The organism is Glycomyces sp. NPDC050141 (genome assembly GCF_055586545.1).
This window is the reverse complement of the sequence record NZ_JBVJHZ010000028.1, coordinates 20,473-39,356: the sequence shown is the minus strand read 5'-3', so window position 1 is coordinate 39,356 and position 18,884 is coordinate 20,473. Positions and strand designations below refer to the sequence as shown.

Sequence of the window (18,884 nt, the reverse complement as noted above, 5' to 3'; positions counted from 1 at the left end):
TGCAAGCCTAAGGCGGCCCGTCGAACGCGCGCGATCCTCCTCAGTCCTCCTCGGACGGCTTCGCCGCGGCCTTCTTGACCGCCTTCTTGACCGCGGCTTTCTTCACGGTGGTCTTCTTGGCCGCGGTCTTCTTCGCGGCCGTCTTCTTCACCGCTTTCTTGGCCGGCGCCTTCTTCGCGGTCTTCTTGGCGGGCACGGCACCCGAGGACACCTTCTCGCGGCGCTCGGCGAGCAGTTCGGCGGCGCGGTCGATCGTCAGGTCCTCGATCGAGTCGGTCTTGCGGATCGACGCGTTCGTCTCGCCGTCGGTCACGTACGGGCCGAAGCGCCCGTCCTTGAGCGTGACCTCCTTGCCCGTCACCGGGTCCGGGCCGAGCTCCTTCAGGAGGGTCTGCGCGCGCTGCTGGCGCCCGCGCGTCTTCGGCTGCGCGAGCAGCTTCTCGGCCTCGTCGAGGGTCAGCGTGAACAGCTGCTCCTCGTTCTCCAGGGAACGGAAGTCGCGGTTCTTCTTCACGTACGGGCCGTGCGGGCCCAGGCCCGTGCGGATCTCCTCGCCCTCGGCGTCCTTGCCGACCAGGCGCGGCAGCGTCAAGAGCTTCACCGCGTCGGCGAGCGTGATCTCCGAGAGCTTCTGGCCCGTCAGCAGCGACGAGGACTTCTCGCCGCTGGTCACGTACGGGCCATAGCGGCCGGTCTTGGCGAACACCGGTTCATCGGTCTCAGGGTGCGTGCCCAGCTCGCCCTCGTTCTCGGCCAGCTCGAACAGCTCCTGGCCCTTCTCGGGCGTGAGCTCGTCGGGCGCCATCGACTCGGGGATCGACGGGCGCTTGCCCGGCTCGGCGGGCTCCTCCTGCCCCGGCGTCGTGCGCTCCAGGTACGGGCCGTACCGGCCGACGCGAGCGACCACGTTGCGGCCCTTGTCATCGGTGTACAGCGGGATCGAGTTGACCTCGCGGGCGTCGATCTTCGCCAGCTCTTCCTCGATCATGTGCCGCAGCCCGCCCGAGGCGGCCACGGTGCCTTCCTTGTCCTGCCCGCCGAAGTAGAACTTGCGCAGGAACTCCTCGCGGGACTCCTGCCCGGCGGCGACCTCGTCGAGCTCGTTCTCCATCCCGGCGGTGAAGTCGTAGTCGACCAGGCGCGGGAAGTGGCGCTCCATGAGGCCGATGACGGCGAACGCGCGGAAGGCCGGGACGAGCGCCTGGCCCTTCTTGAACACGTACTCGCGGTCCTGGATGGTCTGCATGATCGACGCGTACGTCGAAGGACGCCCGATCCCGCGCTCCTCCAGGGCCTTCACGAGGCTCGCCTCGGTGTAGCGCGCCGGAGGCTGCGTGGTGTGCCCGGCGGCCTCGAGGCCCTTCTCGGACAGGTGCTGGCGCTCGGCCAGCTCCGGGAGGCGCTTCTCCGCGTCGTCCGCGTCGCCGTCCTCGATGGACTCGACGTACGCGAGCAGGAAGCCCGGGTTCGTGATGGTCTTACCGGACGCGCCGAAGTCGGCCTGCTCGCCGTCGGCGGTCGTCGCACGCGTGCGCACCGACGTCGAGTTCCCGGTCGCGTCGACCATCTGGGACGCGAGCGTGCGCCGCCAGATCAGCTCGTACAGCCGGTACTCCTCGGCAGAGAGCTGGCCCTTGAGCTGGTTCGGGGTCTTGAAGCGGTCGCCCGAGGGCCGGATGGCCTCGTGCGCCTCCTGTGCGTTCTTCACCTTCCGCGCGTACCGGCGCGGCTCGGACGGCACGTACTGCGCGCCGTACAGCTCGGCGGCCTGGGCGCGCGCGGCGTTGATCGCGGTGTTCGACAGGTTCGTCGAGTCGGTCCGCATATAGGTGATGTGGCCGTTCTCGTAGAGCCGCTGGGCGACCCGCATGACCTGCGCGCTGGAGAGGCGGAGCTTGCGCCCGGCCTCCTGCTGCAGCGTCGAGGTGATGAACGGCGCGTACGGCTTGCGCCGGTACGGCTTCTTCTCGACCTTGAGCACGGTGAAGTCGCGGCCTTCGAGCCGCTGCGCGAGGCCCCGGGCCCCGGCCTCGTCGAGGTGGACGACATTGCCCTTGACGCGCCCGGTGGCGGCGTCGAAGTCCTTGCCGGTGGCGACGCGGTCGCCTTCGACGGCGATCAGGGTGGCCTTGAAGCGCTGGTCGTCGTCGGTGGCGAGGTTGACCGAGACGTCCCAGTAGTCGGCGGCGCGGAACGCCATACGCGCCCGCTCGCGCTCGACCACCAACCTGGTGGCAACCGACTGGACGCGCCCGGCCGACAGCCGGGGCATGACCTTCTTCCACAGGACCGGCGAGACCTCGTAGCCGTAGAGCCGGTCGAGGATGCGCCGCCCCTCCTGGGCGTCGACGAGGTCCTGGTTGAGCTCGCGCGGGTTCGCGGCGGCCTCGGCGATGGCCTGCGGCGTGATCTCGTGGAAGACCATCCGCTTGACCGGGACCTTCGGCTTCAGGGTCTCGAGCAGGTGCCAGGCGATGGCCTCCCCCTCGCGGTCCTCATCGGTGGCCAGGAAGAGTTCGTCGACTTCCGCGAGGTAGCCCTTGAGCTTCTTGACGTGCGCGGACCGGTCCGGGTTCACGATGTACAGCGGCGCGAAGTCGTTGTCGACGTCCACGCCCAGCCGCGACCAGGCCTTGTCCTTGTACTTGGCCGGGATCTCCTTCGCGCTGCGCGGAAGGTCCCGGATGTGCCCGAGCGAGGAGTCGACGATATAGCCGGGGCCGAGATAGGAGGCGATCGTCTTGGCCTTCGCCGGGGACTCCACGATGACAAGGCGCTTGATGTCCGCCACTGCTCCCACCGTTCACTCGGAAAATGCACTCGATTCGTTACGGTAGCTCACGCTTCCGCATTGCGTCCCCTGAGTATGGGTGTGCCCCGGTCCGATCGGCCGGGGCACACGCTGACGAAACCCAGAATCAGTGAGCTTGCGAGCTGAGCATGAGCTCAGTCAGTTAGCCGACTTCGACCGACTCACGCTGTTCCGGGGCGCGGGCTTCCCCCGCCTCCACCACCGCAGAACGGCGCTTGGAGACCCAGATCGCCGCGACCAGGACCGCTACGGCGAGACCGGCGATGATCCAGCGGACCGGCCCGCCGGCGTGCTCGCCGACGCCGTCGACCGTGTAGACCACCACGACGGGCGCGATGATGAGGCTCACCAGGTTCATGACCTTGAGGAGCGGGTTGATCGCCGGGCCCGCGGTGTCCTTGAACGGGTCGCCGACGGTGTCGCCGATCACGGCCGCGGCGTGGGCGTCGGAGCCCTTGCCGCCGTGGTTGCCGTCCTCGATGTCCTTCTTCGCGTTGTCCCACGCGCCGCCCGAGTTGGCGAGCATGACGGCCATGAGCACGCCGCACGCGATCGCGCCCGCGAGGTACGCGGCGAGCGGGCCGACGCCCAGGCCGAAACCGACCGCGATAGGCGCGGTGATGGCGAGCAGGCCCGGCGTGACCAGCTCGCGCTGGGCGTCGCGGGTGCAGATGTCGACGACGCGGCCGTACTCGGGCCGCTGGGTGCCCTCCATGATCCCCGGGAACCGCTTGAACTGGTCGCGGACCTCGGTGACGACGGCCCCGGCCGAGCGGGCGACGGCATTGATGGCGAGGCCCGAGAACAGGAACACGACGGAGGCGCCGATGATGAAGCCCACGATGTTCGCCGGGTCGGCGATGTTCAGCGTGGCCAGCAGCGCCTCGCCCATGAGCCCTTCGGCGGCCACCGCGTCGGTGTAGGAGCCGAACAGGGCGGTCGCGGCCAGGACGGCGGTCGCGATCGCGATGCCCTTGGTGATGGCCTTGGTGGTGTTGCCGACCGCGTCGAGGTCGGTCAGGGTGCGGGCGGCGTCGCCCTCCACGTCCCCGGACATCTCGGCGACGCCCTGCGCGTTGTCGCTGATGGGCCCGAAGGTGTCCATCGCGACGATGACGCCGACGGTGGTGAGCAGGCCGCAGCCCGCAAGCGCGACCGCGAAGAGGCTGACGAGGATCTCGCCGCCGCCGAGCAGGTACGCGCCGAACACCGCAGCGGCGATGCACAGCGCGGTGTAGACGGCCGACTCCAGGCCGAGCGAGAAGCCCGACAGGATGTTGGTGGCCGCGCCGGTGCGAGTCGAGGCCGAGACGGCCTTGGTGGGCTTGTGGCGGGTGTCGGTGTAGTAGCCGGTCAGCGCCATGATGACCGCGGCCAGGGCGATGCCGATGACGACGGCGACGATGGCGAAGACCTGCGGGTTGACCGGGACGTCGGCGTCGCTGATGGCGGTGCCGAGCGAGGCCCAGTCCGACGGGACGTACCACAGGACCGCGGCGACGGTGAGCAGCGCGGAGACGACCGCGGAGATGTAGAACGCCCGGTTGATCGCGGTGAGGCCCGAGGCGTCGGAGGCCCGCATGCGGGTGATGATGACGCCGAGGATGGCGCAGACGATGCCGACGGAGGCGACGAGCAGCGGCAGGACCAGGCCGGTCTCGCCGAACGCGGCGCGGCCGAGGATGAGGCTCGCGACGAGCACGACCGCGTAGGACTCGAACAGGTCCGCGGCCATGCCGGCGCAGTCGCCGACGTTGTCGCCCACGTTGTCGGCGATCGTGGCCGGGTTGCGCGGGTCGTCCTCGGGGATGCCCTGCTCGACCTTGCCGACGAGGTCGGCGCCGACGTCGGCGGCCTTGGTGAAGATGCCGCCGCCGACGCGCATGAACATGGCCAGGAGCGCGGCGCCGAAGCCGAAGCCCTCCAGGACCACCGGCGCGTCGCCGTTGTAGACGAAGACCACGACGGAGGCGCCGAGCAGGCCCAGACCCACCGTGAGGAACCCGACCACGCCGCCGGTGCGGAAGGCCAGGTGCATCGCAGTGGTGGGCTCGCCGTCGCGGGCGGCCGCGGCCACGCGCACGTTCGCGCGGGTGGCCATGTTCATCCCGGCCCAGCCGATGAAGGAGCTGAACAGCGCGCCGACGATGAAGAACACGCTGCGTCCGATGCGGACGTCCGTGCCTCCTTCGGCGGGCAGCAGGAAGAGCAGGACCACGGCGATGACGACGAAGACCCCGAGCGCGCGGAACTGGCGGCGCAGGTAAGCGGAGGCGCCTTCCTGGACGGCGCCGGAGATCTCGCGCATCTTGTCGGTGCCGGTTCCGGCCGCGAGGATGCTCTTGACGAGCGCGGCGGCGCCGCCGAGGGCGACCAGCGCGAGCGCTGCGGCGACCACGACCAGGCTGAGGTTCGAGCCCGCGAGCTCACCTACGCCCTCGTCGCCATTGGCGAGCAACGTATGCATGTATTCCTCCAACAGTGCAGCGCGCGGGGCACCGCGCGCTGGAGACACGTAAGGGGCCGCGGGACGGGTAAGACTGCGGCCGGGGGCCGGGCCTACGGCCCGGCAGACTTAACGTGCGGAGTGTAACGATGTGAGCGCTTTAGAAGTGGGGACGGTCACGCCTGTTTCCGGGCGTGGTCAATGCCTCAGTGGTCGGTCGCGGAGCCGGAGCCGGGCAGGGGCCAGGACATGCTGACCGTGGTGCCGCCGTCGGCGTCGGGACCGGTCACGACCAGGTCTTCGACCAGTCCGCCCAGGACGATGAGGGTGATCTCCTCGGAGAGGGTGTCCTCTTCGATCGCGTCGTGATCGTTCGCCCGTGCATCGCCGCCGCCCACGCCCGCGCCGATCCGGCCGTTCGAGCGCGCGCGCAGATCCTGCGCGTTATCCGTGATTTTCGCAACAAAACGATCACCGATCGAAAACTCTACGCGCACGAGGTCGTCGATGCCCCGGTCCCGGTGCCGCAGCACCGCACGCGTGCACGCTTCGCCGACCGCCTGCCGCACCTCGTCGAGCAGCCCGGTGGCGACCCCGGCGTGCGCGGCCACGTCGGCGGCCACGAGGCGGGCGGCGCGGACGTAGGCGGCGGCGGGGGTGAACGCGAACCGGACGGTGACCGCCTCGGTCCGTCCCCCAGCGCGGTCGTGCTTGGAGCCGTTCACTCGCCGGGCACCGCTTCCCGGACATCGAGCACCTTGTCGAGGCCGGTGAGGTCCAGGAGCTTGCGGATGCGCGGGTTGGCGCAGACGACGACGAGGCTGCCCCCGGCGTCGGAGAGGCGGCGGCGGGCGCCGATGAGGACGCCGAGGCCGGTGGAGTCGCAGAACTCGGTGGGCGTCAGGTCGATCGCGACCCGCATGCGGCCCTCGGAGGAGAGTTGGCGGACGGCCTCGCGCAGCTGCGGCGCGGTGTACATGTCGATCTCGCCGGTCACGCTGATGACCGCGTAGTCGCCGACCTCGGAGAGGCTGAGCCCCAGCTCGGGCTCGGCCGCGCCGTCGCCTGATGTTCCCCTCACGCCGTGGCTCCCCTCTCTCGGCTTCGCATGCCACCGGCGCTGCGTGCGGGGCCTGGGCGGGCCCGGCAGCGCCTGGTGAACGCTGTGTCTTGGGACATAAGCGTACTGCGTTCCCAGTGGAGTGGAGCCGGGAGCGTATGACCGAATTGCGGGCGCGCGGCTTCGGCGGCGGGCGGTCGTGTCGGTGGGCTGCGGCATCATTGGACGGTGTCCGTCGACCAGCTCATAGCCGCACTCGAATCAGAGGACGGAGGATTGCGCCACCTGCGCCGCCTCCCGCCTCGCGAGTCCGTGCGCACCGAATGGCCCGAGTGGGTCCCCGATGCGGTCCGGGATGCGTTGGGCGGCATCGGGATCACCCGCCCGTGGCCGCATCAGGCCGAGGCCGCGACGCACGCGTTCGAGGGCCGGGACGTGGTCGTCTCGACCGGCACGGCCTCCGGCAAGAGCCTCGCTTATCTGCTGCCGCTGCTCACCGAAGCGGCAGCTGACGGTGAAGGCCGCACGCTCTACCTGGCCCCGACGAAGGCGCTGGCGGCCGACCAGGCCCGCGCGGTGGGCGAGTTCGAGGTCCCGGGCCTGATCCCGGCGATCGTCGACGGTGACACGCCGTTCGAGCACCGGCAGTGGGCGCAGCGGTTCGCGAACCTGATCCTGTCCAACCCGGACCTGCTCCACCACTCGCTGCTCCCCCGCCACCGCATGTGGCGGTCACTCCTCAAGAACCTGAAATACGTCGTGGTCGACGAGTGCCACGTCTACCGCGGGGTCTTCGGCGCGCACGTCGCGCTCACGCTGCGGCGGCTGCTGCGCCTCGCCGAGCACTACGGGGCGAGCCCCACGGTGATCGCGGCCAGCGCGACCGCCGCGGACCCGGCGGCGTCGCTGTCGGTCCTCACTGGGCGCCCGGCGGTCGCGGTGACGCAGGACTTCTCGCCGCATCCGGGTGCGACTGTGGCGCTGTGGGAGCCGGTCACGTACGAGATCGAGGGCGAGCCGCAGCAGGCGTCGACGTTGAGCGAGACGGCGCGGATGCTGGCGCAGCTGACGCGCCGGGGCATCCGGACGCTCGCGTTCGTGCCGTCGCGTCGGGGCGCGGAGATCGTTGCGGCGGAAGCGAAGTCACGGTTGGGCGCGGACCCGGCGGCGGGCCGGATCGCGGCGTACCGGGCGGGGTACCTGCGCGAGCACCGCCGCGATCTGGAGTCGGACCTGCGTGAGGGGAAGCTCCTCGGCGTCGCCACCACGAACGCGCTCGAACTGGGCATCGACGTGACGGGCCTGGATGCGGTCCTCCTCTGCGGCTATCCGGGCCGCCTGGCGTCGTTCTGGCAGCAGATCGGGCGGGCGGGCCGGGGCGACACCGAGGCCCTGGCCGTCATGCTCGCGAAGGACGACCCGCTCGACACGTTCCTGGTGCACCACCCGGAGGCGATCTTCGACCGGCCGGTGGAGGCGAGCGTCTGCGATCCGTCCAACCCCTATGTCCTGGCCGGGCACCTGTGCCTCGCCGCTGAGGAGCTGCCTCTCAAGGACGCGGACCTGGAGATGATCCCGGGCAGCCGCGAGGTGGCCGAGCAGTTGTGCGAGCAGAAGCTGCTGCGCCGGCGCCCTGGGGGCCGGTACTACTGGATCGGCTCGGAGCGGCCGGAGGTCACGCTGCGCGGTTCGGGGCCGATGGGCGTGGACATCGCGGAGACGAAGACGGGCAGGCTGATCGGCACGGTCGACGCGGCGGCCTCGCACCGGCTGGTGCACAAGGGCGCGCTGTACCTGCATCAGGGCGAGTCGTTCCTCGTGGACGACCTGGACCTCGACGACGGCGTGGCGCTCGTGCACGCGGCGAAGCCGCCGTGGACGACCAGCGCGCAGGAGATCACGCACCTGGAGGTGCTGTCGGAGCGCGAGCGGCTGGAGATGGGCGACGTCCGGCTGTGCCTGGGCGAGGTGGAGGTGACGTCGAACGTCATCTCGTACCAGCGCCGCAGGCTCCCTTCGGGCGAGGTGATCGACACGCAGCCGCTCGACCTGCCGCCGCAGACGCTCCGCACTGTCGCGGTGTGGTGGACGGTGGAACCCGAAGCGCTGGAAGGCATCCCGGACCTGGCGGGGTCGCTGCACGCGGCCGAGCACGCGTCGATCGGGCTGCTGCCCTTGATCGCGACGTGCGACCGGTGGGACATCGGCGGCCTCTCGACGCCCGCGCACATGGACACGGAGCTGCCCACGGTGTTCGTCTACGACGGCCACCCGGGCGGCGCGGGCTTCGCGGAGCAGGCGTTCCGCAAGTGGACGGACTGGCTCGGCGCGACCCGCGAGGCGATCGCCAGCTGCGACTGCCGCTACGGGTGCCCGAGCTGCATCCAGAGCCCCAAGTGCGGCAACGGCAACGAGCCCCTCCACAAGAAGGGCTCGGTCGCGGTCCTGGACCTGCTCCTCAAAGCGGGCGCGGGACCGGTGAAGACCACCGTCCACACCCCGAAGCCCGCACCGCCGGAAGACGACCTCTGGCCGGGCGACTTCTAGCCGGTGACCCGGGCGAGGCTGGCGCTCAGGTGGGGGCTGAGGGGCTTGCCTTCGGCGGCGAGCTCCTGGGCGTACATGAGGGCGCCTTCGACGATGCCGTAGAGGCGCTTCCCGGCGGTGACCTCCTTGGCCTGCGGGGAGCGGACAACGGCGTCGGTGGCGAGCTCGATGCGGGTGCCGTCCACATGCCCGTAGTACATGTCGAGGATGCCGGTGGGGTGCGACAGGAGCACTTCGATCTCGGGGCGGCGGGGGTCGTCGCCCTTGACGACGCGCCACCAGCCGGTCTCCTGGGCCGCGGGGCGGACGGGCTTGCCGTCGGCGTCGATAATCCAGGACCGGGAGTGGTAGCGCAGGAACGGGCGGCCGTCGTGGAGGAAGCTGACCTCCTGGGCGTACAGGAAGTCCCCGGTGCCCGGGTAGCCGCCCTGGCCGCGGCCGCGCCAGCGGCCGACGAGGGGCAGCAGCGGCAGCAGGTCGTCGTGCAGGTTGGGACCGCGGCGCAGGTCGTCGGTCTCCTCGAAGGGGTAGGGCCCGACCTTCTCGAAGGTCGAGGCGAACTCTTCGGGTACTTCGCGCTCGCTCATTTGTTCCTCGCGGTTCGAATGGTCCAGTAGCCGAGTGCGCCCGCCATGGCGCCTGCGGCGATGACGAGCACGGCTGTCAATGCCGTCTCCACGGGCACCACTTTACGTCCGGTCCTCGTCGTTTTACCGATGCGATGGCAAGATGTTGAGCATGACTACACCTGGACCCTTCGACAGCTGGCTCTCGGACATGGACGGCGTGCTCGTCCACGAGGGCGTGCCGGTTCCCGGCGCCAACAAGCTCATCGAGAAGCTGCAGTCGGCGGGGAAGCGGTTCCTCGTCCTGACGAACAACTCGATCTACACCCCGCGCGACCTGCATGTGCGGCTGAAGAACTCCGGGCTGCAGGTGCCGGTCGAGTCGATCTACACCTCGGCGATGGCGACCGCGGACTTCCTGCAGTCGCAGCGGCCCAAGGGCTCGGCGTACGTGATCGGCGAGGCGGGCCTGACGACGGCGCTGCACGAGATCGGGTACGTGCTCACCGACTACCGGCCTGACTACGTGGTGCTCGGCGAGACGCGCCGGTACGACTTCGGTGCGCTCACGACGGCGGTGCGGCTGGTCAAGTCCGGTTCGCGGCTGATCTGCACCAACCCGGACACGACGGGCCCGAGCCCCGAGGGCCTCATGCTCGGCGTCGGCGCGGTTGCGGCGATGATCACTGCGGCGACCGGTTCCGAGGCGTACTTCCCGGGCAAGCCGAACCCGCTGATGATGCGGAACGCGTTGCGCCGCATCGGAGCCCACTCGGAGACCACGGTGATGATCGGCGACCGCATGGACACCGACGTGCTGTCGGGCCTCGAAGCCGGCCTCGAGACGGTCCTCGTTTTGTCGGGGGTTACTGACAGTATGGAGGAAGTCGAGCGCTACCCCTTCCGACCCAACCACGTGAAGGACTCGGTGGCGGACCTCATCGACTGGATCGAGTAGCCGCAGCTTTCGAGGAGCCGCCCCATGCCTCCCGGCCAACGCCCCGCCAAGTCCGCTTCACGTGCGCGGCAGGGAGGTGACGACGACTTCGTCCCCGCGCCGAGACCCGCGCGCGGGGAGGCCGCTCCCCCGTCCGCGCGGGAGGCGCCGCCCAAGCAGCCCGCGCCGCAGCGGGAAGCGCCCGGCCCCGAGTCGAAGCTGAGTTCGCTGGAGACGCGGCTGCTCGAGTTCGAGGCGCGCTGGTGGCGCGCTTCGGGCGCGAAGACGCAGGCGATCAGCGACGAGCTGGAGCTCACCCCCGAGCGGTACTACCAGCATCTGGCGCGGCTCATCGACCATCCGGAGGCGGCCGCGGAACAGCCCGCGGTCGTCAGGCGGCTCAGGGCCGCCCGGGACCAGCGCCGCGCCGAGCGGTAGCCGAAGCGAGCGATCCGCGCGGGCCGGTCCGGCCCGTGCGGCGGTTCGGCACGGTTGGAATGCGGCGGTCACCGTGCGCACCGCCTCCGAAGGCAAGGCCGTGCGTTCACGCCTTGCGGGCGCGTCCGGCCGTCACGTTCTGCGCGCGCGGCGCTCGGTCAGCGCGTACCAGCCCGCGCCGACCGCGAACACGGCCAGGCCGCCGAGCACCGCTGAGAGCGGCAGGCTCGCGGCCACGAGCAGGCATCCGGCGAGCCCCAGCCACGGCAGCGGGGCGCGCCGGTCGAGCGTCGCCGCCGAGGCGTTCGCGACCCCGTAGTAGACCAGCACGCAGAAGCTGGAGAACCCGATCGCGCCCGCCAGGTCCAGTGTGGACACCAGGACGAGGACGAGGCCGCTCGCGGCGACCTCCGCCGCCCACGGCACCCCGAACCGCTCCGACACCGCCGCGAGGCCGCCCGGCAGCCGCCGGTCGCGCGCCATCGCCAAAGCGGTGCGCCCGATCCCGGCGAGCAGGCTCAGCAGGACCCCGGCGACCGCGACACCGGCACCGATCGCCACGACCGGTTTCAGCGCGGGCGCGCTGGCCCCGGCCAGGTCGGCCAGCGGCGCGTCGGAGGCCGCGAGCGTGTCGGCGCCGAGGACGTTCAGCACGGTGACCGCCACGAGCAGGTACACGGCGAACGTGACCGCCAGCGCGATCGGCACCGCGCGCGGGATGGTCTTCTCGGGGCGTTTGACCTCTTCGCCGAGGGTCGCGATGCGGGCGTACCCGGCGAAGGCGAAGAACAGGAACCCGGCGGCGGTGAGCACGCCCCACGGGTGCGTGTCCTCGGTGGCCCGGGCGGCGACGGGCCCGGTGGACCCGGCGAGGACGACGGCCGCGAGCACGGCGAGCGTGATGGCGGCGAACACGGCCGAGGCGAGCGCGGTGCGCTGGACGCCGAGGAGGTTGATGGCGCAGAAGGCGACGACGGCCGCGGCGGCGAGGGCGCGCGGGTGGTCGGGCAGGAGGTAGGCGCCGAGGGTGAGGGCCATGGCGGCGGCCGAGGCGGTCTTGCCGACGAGGAACGCCCAGCCCGCGGTGAACCCGGCGGCGGGGTGGAGGCGGAGGGTGCCGTAGACGTAGGCGCCGCCGGCCTGCGGGTGGAGCGCGGCGAGGCGGGCGGTCGAGCGGGCGTTGCAGTAGGCGATGAACCCGGCGACGACCAGGGCGGCAAGGAGTCCGGGGCCGGACCCGGCGGCGCCGGTCGCGGGCGCCCAGACGGCGAAGACTCCGGCCCCGAGCATCGAGGCGAGTCCGATCGCGATGGCGGAGGGCAGTCCGAGCCGGCGCTGGAGGGGCGGCCGCTCGCGCGGCGGTGTGGGCATGGGTCGAAGATACCGTGCGGTTGTTTCGCGAAGCCGTTTAGCGATAGCGCCGTTCGGGTTCCAGGAGCAACGGGAGTTCCACTGTGTCCCATGGGATGCGCTGGACGGTGCGGAGGATGAGGAAGCCGAGCACGAGCCCGCCGGGCGTGTCGGTGAACCAGTGGAAGCTGACGTAGGTCGTGGAGAAGGTGACGATGATCGGCGGGGCGATCCGCATCAGGCCCCGCACCCACGGTTTGAGGTAGGCGCCGACGAGGACGACGATGAACCCGTACCAGATGATCGTGTTGAGCACGTGCCCGGACGGGTACGCGCCCGAGGGTTCGAGCGCCGTGAACAGCACCGCCTGGGCGGCGTCGGCGTACGGGCCGGGCTCGGGGCGCGGCCAGTGCGGGTAGACGCGCGGCAGCGTGTACTTCAGGACCAGGACCGCCCCGGCCATGCCGTAGGCGACGAGGAAGGCGACGAGCGGGCGGACGTTGCGTCCGCGCCAGGCGATGATCGCGGCGAGGCCGAGCGCGATGCCGCCGAGGAGGCCGCCCTGCCCGAGGCGGTTGGTCTGGACCGCGATGAAGTTCGCCCAGTCGGGCCGGTGCGCGTCGGAGAAGTCGCGGATCCAGATGTCGAGGTCGACCAGCGGGCTCGGCCATGCGAGCGGGACGGTGAGGGCCACGAAGGCGACGGCCAGGGCGATCTCGGGTATCCATGAGCGCGGCCGCTTCGGAACGAAGGGCCGCCAGGCCTGGGCGTCGGTTCGGCGCTGGTCTGCGGCGGTCACGGGCGTAAGCCTAGCGACAGGGGCGCGGCCCGCGAATCCGATATCGGGGTGGGGACGGCGAAAGGGGGCGCCCGCGCGCGGACGCCCCCTTGAACGCGGTCGTAATTCCGGGTTACAGCCCGGCGACGTCGGCCTGCTTCGCGCGGACGGCCTCGGCGGCCTCCTTGAGGTTCGCGAGCTCGGTGTCCGTCAGGGGGGTCTCGACGACCTTCTTGACGCCCTCGGCGCCGATCTGGGCGTTGACGCCCAGGTAGACGCCGGTGATCCCGTACTCGCCGTCGACCCACGCGCACACGGGCATGACCGCGCCGGAGTCCTCGGCGACGGCCTTGGCCATGCGGGCGGCGGCGGCCGACGGGGCGTAGTACGCCGAGCCGGTCTTGAGCAGCGCCACGATCTCGGCGCCGCCGTTGCGGGTCTTCTCGACGAGCTCGTCGACCTTGTCGGCCGGGAGGAGGTCCGCGAGCGGCTTGCCGTCCACAGAGGACTGCGACGGGACGGGGACCATGGTGTCGCCGTGCGAGCCGAGCGTCAGGGTCGTGACCGACTTGACCGGGACCTGCAGCTCCTCGGCGACGAAGTTGGTGAAGCGCGCGGTGTCGAGCATCCCGGCCTGGCCGAGGACCCGGTTCTTCGGGAAGCCCGAGGCGAGCTGCGTCAGCGCGGTCATCTCGTCGAGGGGGTTGGAGACGACGATGATCACGGCGTTCGGGGAGTGCTTGACCAGGTTCTCGGTGACGCCGCGGACGATCTTGGCGTTGACCTCGAGGAGGTCCATGCGGCTCATGCCGGGCTTGCGGGGCAGGCCCGCGGTGATGACGATGACGTCGGAACCGGCGGTCTTCTCGTAGCCGTTGCCGTCGTTGTCGGTGGTCGCGCCGACGACCTTGGTCTCGAAGCCCTCGATGGTGCGGGACTGGTTCATGTCGAGGGCGATGCCCTCGGGCTTGCCGTCGACGATGTCGGTGAGGACGACCTCGTCGAAGACGTCGTACTCGGCCAGGCGCAGGGCGGTGGTGGAACCGTAGAATCCGGCGCCGACGACCGTGACTTTCTTACCCATCGAATGCTCCTCTGCATTAAGGCTGCCTGTGCGGTTCGCAGGCCCTCGGGTTGTGTGCGACCAAGTGAATGGTGGGCAGGCTCGGCGAGCTTGCGAGCCGTAAATCTGCTCAGCGAGCGTAACCAGGTCTGTTCGTCCACGCTATGACCCGTGTCTCGAAGGGCGCATCCGGCCCCTGACCGGGTGGCGGAGGCCTCCAAATGCGATCGGTCCGGGTGTGAGGGACAGGGGCGGGCGGGGCGGGGGATGATGTGGGGACGGGTGGGTGCCCGCGGGGTGTCGCACATCCGACGCGCTCCGGCGTCCCGAAGCGTGGGCACTCGTTGACTTGTCCTACCGATGTAATGGACTATTCAGTGGCCATCCGTATCCGAGGGAGCCGCGCGTGCTGTTCGCGACCACCATCCTCTCCTCCGTCGCCGCGGGCTTCGTAGCCCAGCTCGTCGACGGCAGCCTCGGCATGGGCTTCGGCACCATCACCATGACCTTCCTCCTCGGCCTCGGCATCGCCCCGGCCGTCGCGTCCGCCTCCGTGAACGTCGCGACGATCGCCACCGGCGCGGTCAGCGCGGCCTCGCACCACAAGCTGCAGAACGTCCACTGGCCGACCACCCTGAAGCTCGGCATCCCCGGCGCCGTCGGCGGCTTCGCCGGGGCGTGGGCGCTGGCGTCGCTGACGCGGCTCGACGCGGCGACGCCGGTGACGAGCGCAATCCTCATCGCCCTGGGCGCGGTCATCGTGTGGCGCTTCGTGAAGGGCCGGGGCGCGGGCCACGGCCCCGTCCGGTCCGGGTTCGCCATCCCCACCGGCCTCGTCGGCGGGTTCCTCGCCGCGGTCGGCGGGGGCGGCTGGGGTCCGGTGACGATGCCGATCACGCTGACGACCTCGCGGCTGGAGCCGCACCGGGTCGTCGGCTCGGTCTCGACCGCGCAGGTCTTCGCGTCGACGGCGGCCGTGATCGGCTTCTGGATGGCCGTCCCGGAAACGCTCACGGTGCTCTGGCCGGTCGTCGTCGGCATGGCGGTCGGCGGCATGGCCGCGGCGCCGCTGGCCGCCTGGCTGACCCGCAAGATCCCCACCGCGAAACTCGGATCGACGATCGGCATGCTCGTGGTGGCGCTCAACCTGCGCACCCTCCTCGCCACTTTCCACGTCCCGTGGCCGGTCGTGACGGGCCTCTACCTGGCGCTCGCGGCAGTGTGGGCCCTCGTCCTCGTGGCCCCGAAACGCAAGGCGGCCAGAGCGGGCGCGGTCGACGCCGACCCGGTGGAAGCCGAAGCGTAGACAGCAGGCCCGGACCGTTCGGTCCGGGCCTTTCGTCATCTCCTGACTAGCTGATCTGGTAGGACCCGGCGCGGTTGGCCCAGCCGATCGTGTCGAGGTTCGCGAGGTTGTCGATCCACGTGGAGGACGCGCCGGACAGGGTCACGGTGTCCCACAGCTTGATGTCGCACGAGCGGTACGTGTGGACCGAGCTGGCCCGGTTGTTCCAGTTCGCGGCGTCGAGGTAGTCGACACTGAACTCCACCGGCGAGTACGCGGCGGAGCACGTGTAGCTGCCGTCGGCCACGAAGGAGCGGGTGCCGCCGGCCGGGTCGTAGTTGGTGCGGTCGTAGAGGGTGATGAGGGTGACGGACAGGATGCCGACCTCCTCTGCGGCGGCCGCGTCCGCGGCGAGGGCCCTGTCCTGGGTTGCAGCGCAGGTGGTCTCGCCGGTGGAGAGGTTGACGACGCAGTGGTCGGCGGGCGCGGCGGCGGCCTGCGCGGCGCCGGGCGCGAACGCGAGGAGCCCGGTGGCGGTGAGCAGGGCGAGCGCCAGCGCGGTGAGTCGACGGCGGCGGGGGGCGTGGTGCAGAGGTTCACTCATGCCCGAAGCCTATGCGAAGGGACACCGGGTGCGGAAGTCCCGCAAGGCAACAGGAAAGGCCCGAACCGGTGAACGGTCCGGGCCTCCACTCCCGATGCGAGTCCTGGGTGGTCGCTCAGAAGGCGTTGCCGCGCTGGAGTTCGCGGGCGATGACGATGCGCTGGACCTGGTTGGTGCCTTCGTAGATCTGGGTGATCTTGGCGTCGCGCATCATGCGTTCGAGCGGGAAGTCCTGGGTGTAGCCGTAGCCGCCGAGGACCTGGACCATGTCGGTGGTGATCTGCATGGCCGCGTCGGAGGCGAAGCACTTGGCGGCGGCGCCGAAGTAGGTGAGGTCGGCGGTAGTGCGCTCGGAGCGGGCGGCGGCGGCGTAGGTGAGTTCCCTTGCGGCGCTGATCTTCATGGCCGCGTCGGCGAGGAGGAACTGGACGCCCTGGAACGCGGCGATCGGCTTTCCGAACTGCTCGCGTTCGGCGGCGTAGGCGGTCGCGGCGTCGAGCGCGCCCTGGGCGATGCCGAGGGCCTGCGCGGCGATGGTGACGCGGGTGTGGTCGAGGGTGCGCATGGCGAGCGAGAACCCCTGGCCCACTTCGCCGATGAGCCGGTCGGCGGGCAGGCGCACCGAGTCGAGGTAGACCTCGGCGGTCGGGGAGCCCTTGATGCCGAGTTTCTTCTCGGGCTTGCCGAAGGAGACGCCCGCGTCGCCCTTCTCGACCAGGAACGCGGAGATGCCCTTGGCGCCCGCGCCGGGCTCGGTGACGGCGAAGACGGTGTAGAACTCGCTGACGCCGGCGTTGGTGATCCAGCGCTTGACGCCGTCGAGGACCCACGAGTCGCCGTCGCGGACGGCGCGGGTGGTCATCGAGGCGGCGTCCGAGCCGGCTTCGGGCTCGGAGAGGCAGTAGGAGAACATCGCCTCGCCGGAGGCCACCGGCGGCAGGTAGCGGCGCTTGAGCTCCTCGGAGGCGTCGAGCAGGAGCGGGAGCGAGCCGAGCTTGTTGACGGCGGGGATGAGCGAGGAGGAGGCGCACGCGCGGGCGACCTCTTCGATGACGATCGCGGTGCCGAGCGCGTCGATGCCCGCGCCGCCGTACTCGGCGGGGATGTGCGGGGCGTGGAGGTCGGCTGACTTGAGCGCGTCGTAGGAGCGCTTCGGGAAGGTCGCGGTCGCGTCGGCCTCGGCGGCGTGCGGGGCGACCCCGGTGTCGCAGACCTCGCGGGCCGCCGCCCGGATGTCGGCGTACTCTTCTGGCAGCTGGTAGGGGCTGAACCCGGTGGACATCAATGGCTCCCGCGTTTGTTACTCGTGAGTAATACCGATCGAGTGTAACCCACGACGGACCCGACCGGTGATGCCCGCCACCGCGAATTTTCTACTGCTTCGCCGCAACTTAGGACGAAGTTCATGCGTGAAGCCGAATATACGACTGCGCAGGCCATAGTCGCATTCACGTACAATTCGAGGTCGCCGCGCACAGATCCACCGCACGTACGCACGGGCGCCGCCCCCTCAGGGCGCGCCCGCCGAACGAACAGACAGGGCACCAGATGGCCAACGCGAACCCGACTCCCTCGCAGAACACCACCACCCGGCCCCGCATCGCCTTCCTCGGATGCGGCTACCTCGGGGCGACCTACGCGATCTGCTTCGCAGAGCTGGGCTACGAGGTGATCGGGTACGACTACGACGCCGCCAAGATCGAGTCGTTCAACAGCGGTGTCCTTCCGATGCACGAGCCCGGCCTGCCCGAGCTGCTGAAGAAGAACCTCGAATCCGGGCGCCTGCGGTTCACCACCGACGTCAAGGCCGTGGCCGACTTCGCCGACGTCCACTTCATCTGCGTGGGCACCCCCCAGCGCAAGGGCGAGCACGGCGCGGACCTCTCCTACATCGAGGAAGCCGTCGTCGAGCTCTCGAAGCACCTGAGCCGCAAGGTCCTCATCGTCGGCAAGTCCACGGTGCCCGTGGGCACCGCGCAGTGGGTCCAGGAGCTCGTCGACCGCCACGCGCCCGAAGGGCTCGGCGTGGAGGTCGGCTGGAGCCCGGAGTTCCTGCAGGAGTCGAACGCGATGCACGACGTCCTGCGCCCCAACCGGATCGTCTACGCCTCGCAGTCCGAGTGGGCCTCGCAGCTCCTCAAGGACGTGCACCGCGGCATCCTCGAACTCGCCGCCGTCGAGGACCGCGAGGTGCCCGTGGTCGAGACCGACCTGGCGACCGCCGAGCTCGTGAAGGTGGCCGCGAACGCGTTCCTGGCCACCAAGATCTCCTTCATCAACGCGATGGCCGACCTGAGCGAGGCCGCCGGGGCCGACGTCGTCGACCTGGCCCGCGCGATCGGCTACGACCAGCGCATCGGCAACAAGTTCCTGCGCGCGGGCATCGGCTTCGGCGGCGGGTGCCTGCCCAAGGACATCCGGGCGCTCTCGGCGCGCGCCGGGGAGCTCGGCGTCGGCGAGTCGTTCCGGTTCCTCGACGAGGTCGACGGCATCAACACGCGGCGCCGCACGCACACCGTGCGGGCCGTCGCGAACCTGGCCGGGCGCGCCCCGGGCCCGAACGGGCCGGACCTGTCGGGGGTGCGGATCGCCTACCTCGGCGCGACGTTCAAGCCCGACACGGACGACATCCGCGACTCGCCCGCGCTGGACATCGCGCGGCGGCTGCGCGCCGCGCGCGCCGACGTGGTCGTGTACGACCCGGAGGGCATCGACAACGCGAAGGCGTTCGCGCCCGAGCTGAGCTTCGTGAAGACGCTCGCCGAGGCCGTGGCGGGCGCCGACGTGGTGTGCGCGATGGTCCCGTGGGAGGAGTTCCGCACGCTCGACCCGGAGGCCCTGGGCCAGCAGGTCGCCGAGCGGCGCATCCTGGACGGCATGAACGCGTTCGACCCCGAGCGGTGGCGCGGGCACGGCTGGTCCTATCAGGGCATCGGCCGCTAGACTCGAAGACGCGAATTCCCCGAACCGCCCGGCGCGCACGACGCGCCGGGCGGTT

At 70.7% G+C, this 18,884-nt stretch carries 15 protein-coding genes; 5 read left to right on the top strand and 10 right to left on the bottom strand.

The annotated features are described in order from the left end of the window. Positions 1-40: 40 nt before the first annotated feature. The 4 genes from topA to ACZ60M_RS17150 all read right to left on the bottom strand — a co-directional run bounded on the left by topA (position 41) and on the right by ACZ60M_RS17150 (position 6,339). Positions 41-2,800 (bottom strand): type I DNA topoisomerase, encoded by a 2,760-nt coding sequence (gene topA, locus ACZ60M_RS17165; RefSeq protein ID WP_465419139.1) that lies wholly within the window; start codon positions 2,798-2,800, stop codon positions 41-43. A 154-nt stretch (positions 2,801-2,954) separates the two neighbouring features. Further along, complete coding sequence (locus ACZ60M_RS17160) at positions 2,955-5,279, bottom strand: sodium-translocating pyrophosphatase (protein ID WP_465419137.1); 2,325 nt, start codon at positions 5,277-5,279, stop codon at positions 2,955-2,957. A gap of 185 nt (positions 5,280-5,464) precedes the next feature. Next, positions 5,465-5,983, bottom strand: a complete 519-nt coding sequence (locus tag ACZ60M_RS17155; protein WP_465419135.1) for an ATP-binding protein — start codon at positions 5,981-5,983, stop codon at positions 5,465-5,467. Continuing rightward, the gene (locus ACZ60M_RS17150) at positions 5,980-6,339 is read right to left on the bottom strand and encodes an STAS domain-containing protein (RefSeq protein ID WP_465419133.1); all 360 of its coding nucleotides are present in this window, start codon (positions 6,337-6,339) and stop codon (positions 5,980-5,982) included. Before ACZ60M_RS17150 ends, ACZ60M_RS17155 begins: the two co-directional genes overlap by 4 nt. A gap of 207 nt (positions 6,340-6,546) precedes the next feature. Here ACZ60M_RS17150 and ACZ60M_RS17145 point away from each other — a divergent pair, with 207 nt between their 5' ends. Continuing rightward, positions 6,547-8,865, top strand: coding sequence for a DEAD/DEAH box helicase (locus ACZ60M_RS17145; protein WP_465419131.1), 2,319 nt, complete (start codon positions 6,547-6,549; stop codon positions 8,863-8,865). Here the strand turns inward: ACZ60M_RS17145 and ACZ60M_RS17140 are convergent. Further along, positions 8,862-9,452, bottom strand: a complete 591-nt coding sequence (locus ACZ60M_RS17140) for a heme-binding beta-barrel domain-containing protein (protein WP_465419130.1) — start codon at positions 9,450-9,452, stop codon at positions 8,862-8,864. The two genes, ACZ60M_RS17145 and ACZ60M_RS17140, sit on opposite strands and share 4 nt — an antisense overlap. A 151-nt stretch (positions 9,453-9,603) precedes the next feature. On the opposite strand from ACZ60M_RS17140, the gene ACZ60M_RS17135 reads away from it, so the two are divergent. Together ACZ60M_RS17135 and ACZ60M_RS17130 are read left to right on the top strand one after the other, a co-directional pair. Then, positions 9,604-10,389 carry an HAD-IIA family hydrolase gene (locus tag ACZ60M_RS17135; RefSeq protein ID WP_392969949.1) on the top strand — a complete coding sequence of 262 codons (786 nt, stop codon included), beginning with the start codon at positions 9,604-9,606 and terminating at the stop codon, positions 10,387-10,389. A gap of 24 nt (positions 10,390-10,413) precedes the next feature. Beyond that, complete coding sequence (locus tag ACZ60M_RS17130) at positions 10,414-10,806, top strand: DUF3263 domain-containing protein (protein WP_465419127.1); 393 nt, start codon at positions 10,414-10,416, stop codon at positions 10,804-10,806. Positions 10,807-10,938: 132 nt separating this feature from the next. Here ACZ60M_RS17130 and ACZ60M_RS17125 read toward each other — a convergent pair whose 3' ends face one another. From ACZ60M_RS17125 to mdh, 3 genes are all read right to left on the bottom strand, one after another. Beyond that, positions 10,939-12,177: an APC family permease gene (locus tag ACZ60M_RS17125; RefSeq protein ID WP_465419126.1), complete on the bottom strand. Its 1,239-nt coding sequence runs from the start codon at positions 12,175-12,177 to the stop codon at positions 10,939-10,941. 37 nt (positions 12,178-12,214) lie between these two features. Further along, positions 12,215-12,955 (bottom strand): phosphatase PAP2 family protein, encoded by a 741-nt coding sequence (locus tag ACZ60M_RS17120; protein ID WP_465419124.1) that lies wholly within the window; start codon positions 12,953-12,955, stop codon positions 12,215-12,217. A gap of 112 nt (positions 12,956-13,067) precedes the next feature. Beyond that, positions 13,068-14,018: a malate dehydrogenase gene (mdh, locus tag ACZ60M_RS17115; RefSeq protein WP_465419122.1), complete on the bottom strand. Its 951-nt coding sequence runs from the start codon at positions 14,016-14,018 to the stop codon at positions 13,068-13,070. Between the two features lie 385 nt (positions 14,019-14,403). On the opposite strand from mdh, the gene ACZ60M_RS17110 reads away from it, so the two are divergent. Further along, on the top strand, positions 14,404-15,303 hold the full coding sequence (locus ACZ60M_RS17110; protein ID WP_465419120.1) for a sulfite exporter TauE/SafE family protein: 900 nt from the start codon (positions 14,404-14,406) through the stop codon (positions 15,301-15,303). Between the two features lie 46 nt (positions 15,304-15,349). On the opposite strand, the gene ACZ60M_RS17105 is transcribed toward ACZ60M_RS17110, so the two are convergent. Both ACZ60M_RS17105 and ACZ60M_RS17100 read right to left on the bottom strand, forming a co-directional pair. Then, positions 15,350-15,886 (bottom strand): hypothetical protein, encoded by a 537-nt coding sequence (locus ACZ60M_RS17105; protein WP_465419118.1) that lies wholly within the window; start codon positions 15,884-15,886, stop codon positions 15,350-15,352. 115 nt (positions 15,887-16,001) lie between these two features. Then, on the bottom strand, positions 16,002-17,168 hold the full coding sequence (locus ACZ60M_RS17100) for an acyl-CoA dehydrogenase family protein (RefSeq protein WP_465419116.1): 1,167 nt from the start codon (positions 17,166-17,168) through the stop codon (positions 16,002-16,004). 266 nt (positions 17,169-17,434) lie between these two features. Between ACZ60M_RS17100 and ACZ60M_RS17095 the strand changes: the two genes are divergently transcribed. Further along, positions 17,435-18,829, top strand: a complete 1,395-nt coding sequence (locus ACZ60M_RS17095) for a UDP-glucose dehydrogenase family protein (protein ID WP_465419114.1) — start codon at positions 17,435-17,437, stop codon at positions 18,827-18,829. Positions 18,830-18,884: the final 55 nt, after the last annotated feature.

Coding starts and splice junctions, on each gene's coding strand:
- ACZ60M_RS17125 (WP_465419126.1), bottom strand. CDS start 12,177: ATGCCCACACCGCCGCGCGAGCGGCCGCCCCTCCAGCGCCGGCTCGGA.
- ACZ60M_RS17160 (WP_465419137.1), bottom strand. CDS start 5,279: ATGCATACGTTGCTCGCCAATGGCGACGAGGGCGTAGGTGAGCTCGCG.
- ACZ60M_RS17095 (WP_465419114.1), top strand. CDS start 17,435: ATGGCCAACGCGAACCCGACTCCCTCGCAGAACACCACCACCCGGCCC.
- ACZ60M_RS17135 (WP_392969949.1), top strand. CDS start 9,604: ATGACTACACCTGGACCCTTCGACAGCTGGCTCTCGGACATGGACGGC.
- ACZ60M_RS17140 (WP_465419130.1), bottom strand. CDS start 9,452: ATGAGCGAGCGCGAAGTACCCGAAGAGTTCGCCTCGACCTTCGAGAAG.
- ACZ60M_RS17130 (WP_465419127.1), top strand. CDS start 10,414: ATGCCTCCCGGCCAACGCCCCGCCAAGTCCGCTTCACGTGCGCGGCAG.
- ACZ60M_RS17100 (WP_465419116.1), bottom strand. CDS start 17,168: ATGTCCACCGGGTTCAGCCCCTACCAGCTGCCAGAAGAGTACGCCGAC.
- mdh (WP_465419122.1), bottom strand. CDS start 14,018: ATGGGTAAGAAAGTCACGGTCGTCGGCGCCGGATTCTACGGTTCCACC.
- ACZ60M_RS17105 (WP_465419118.1), bottom strand. CDS start 15,886: ATGAGTGAACCTCTGCACCACGCCCCCCGCCGCCGTCGACTCACCGCG.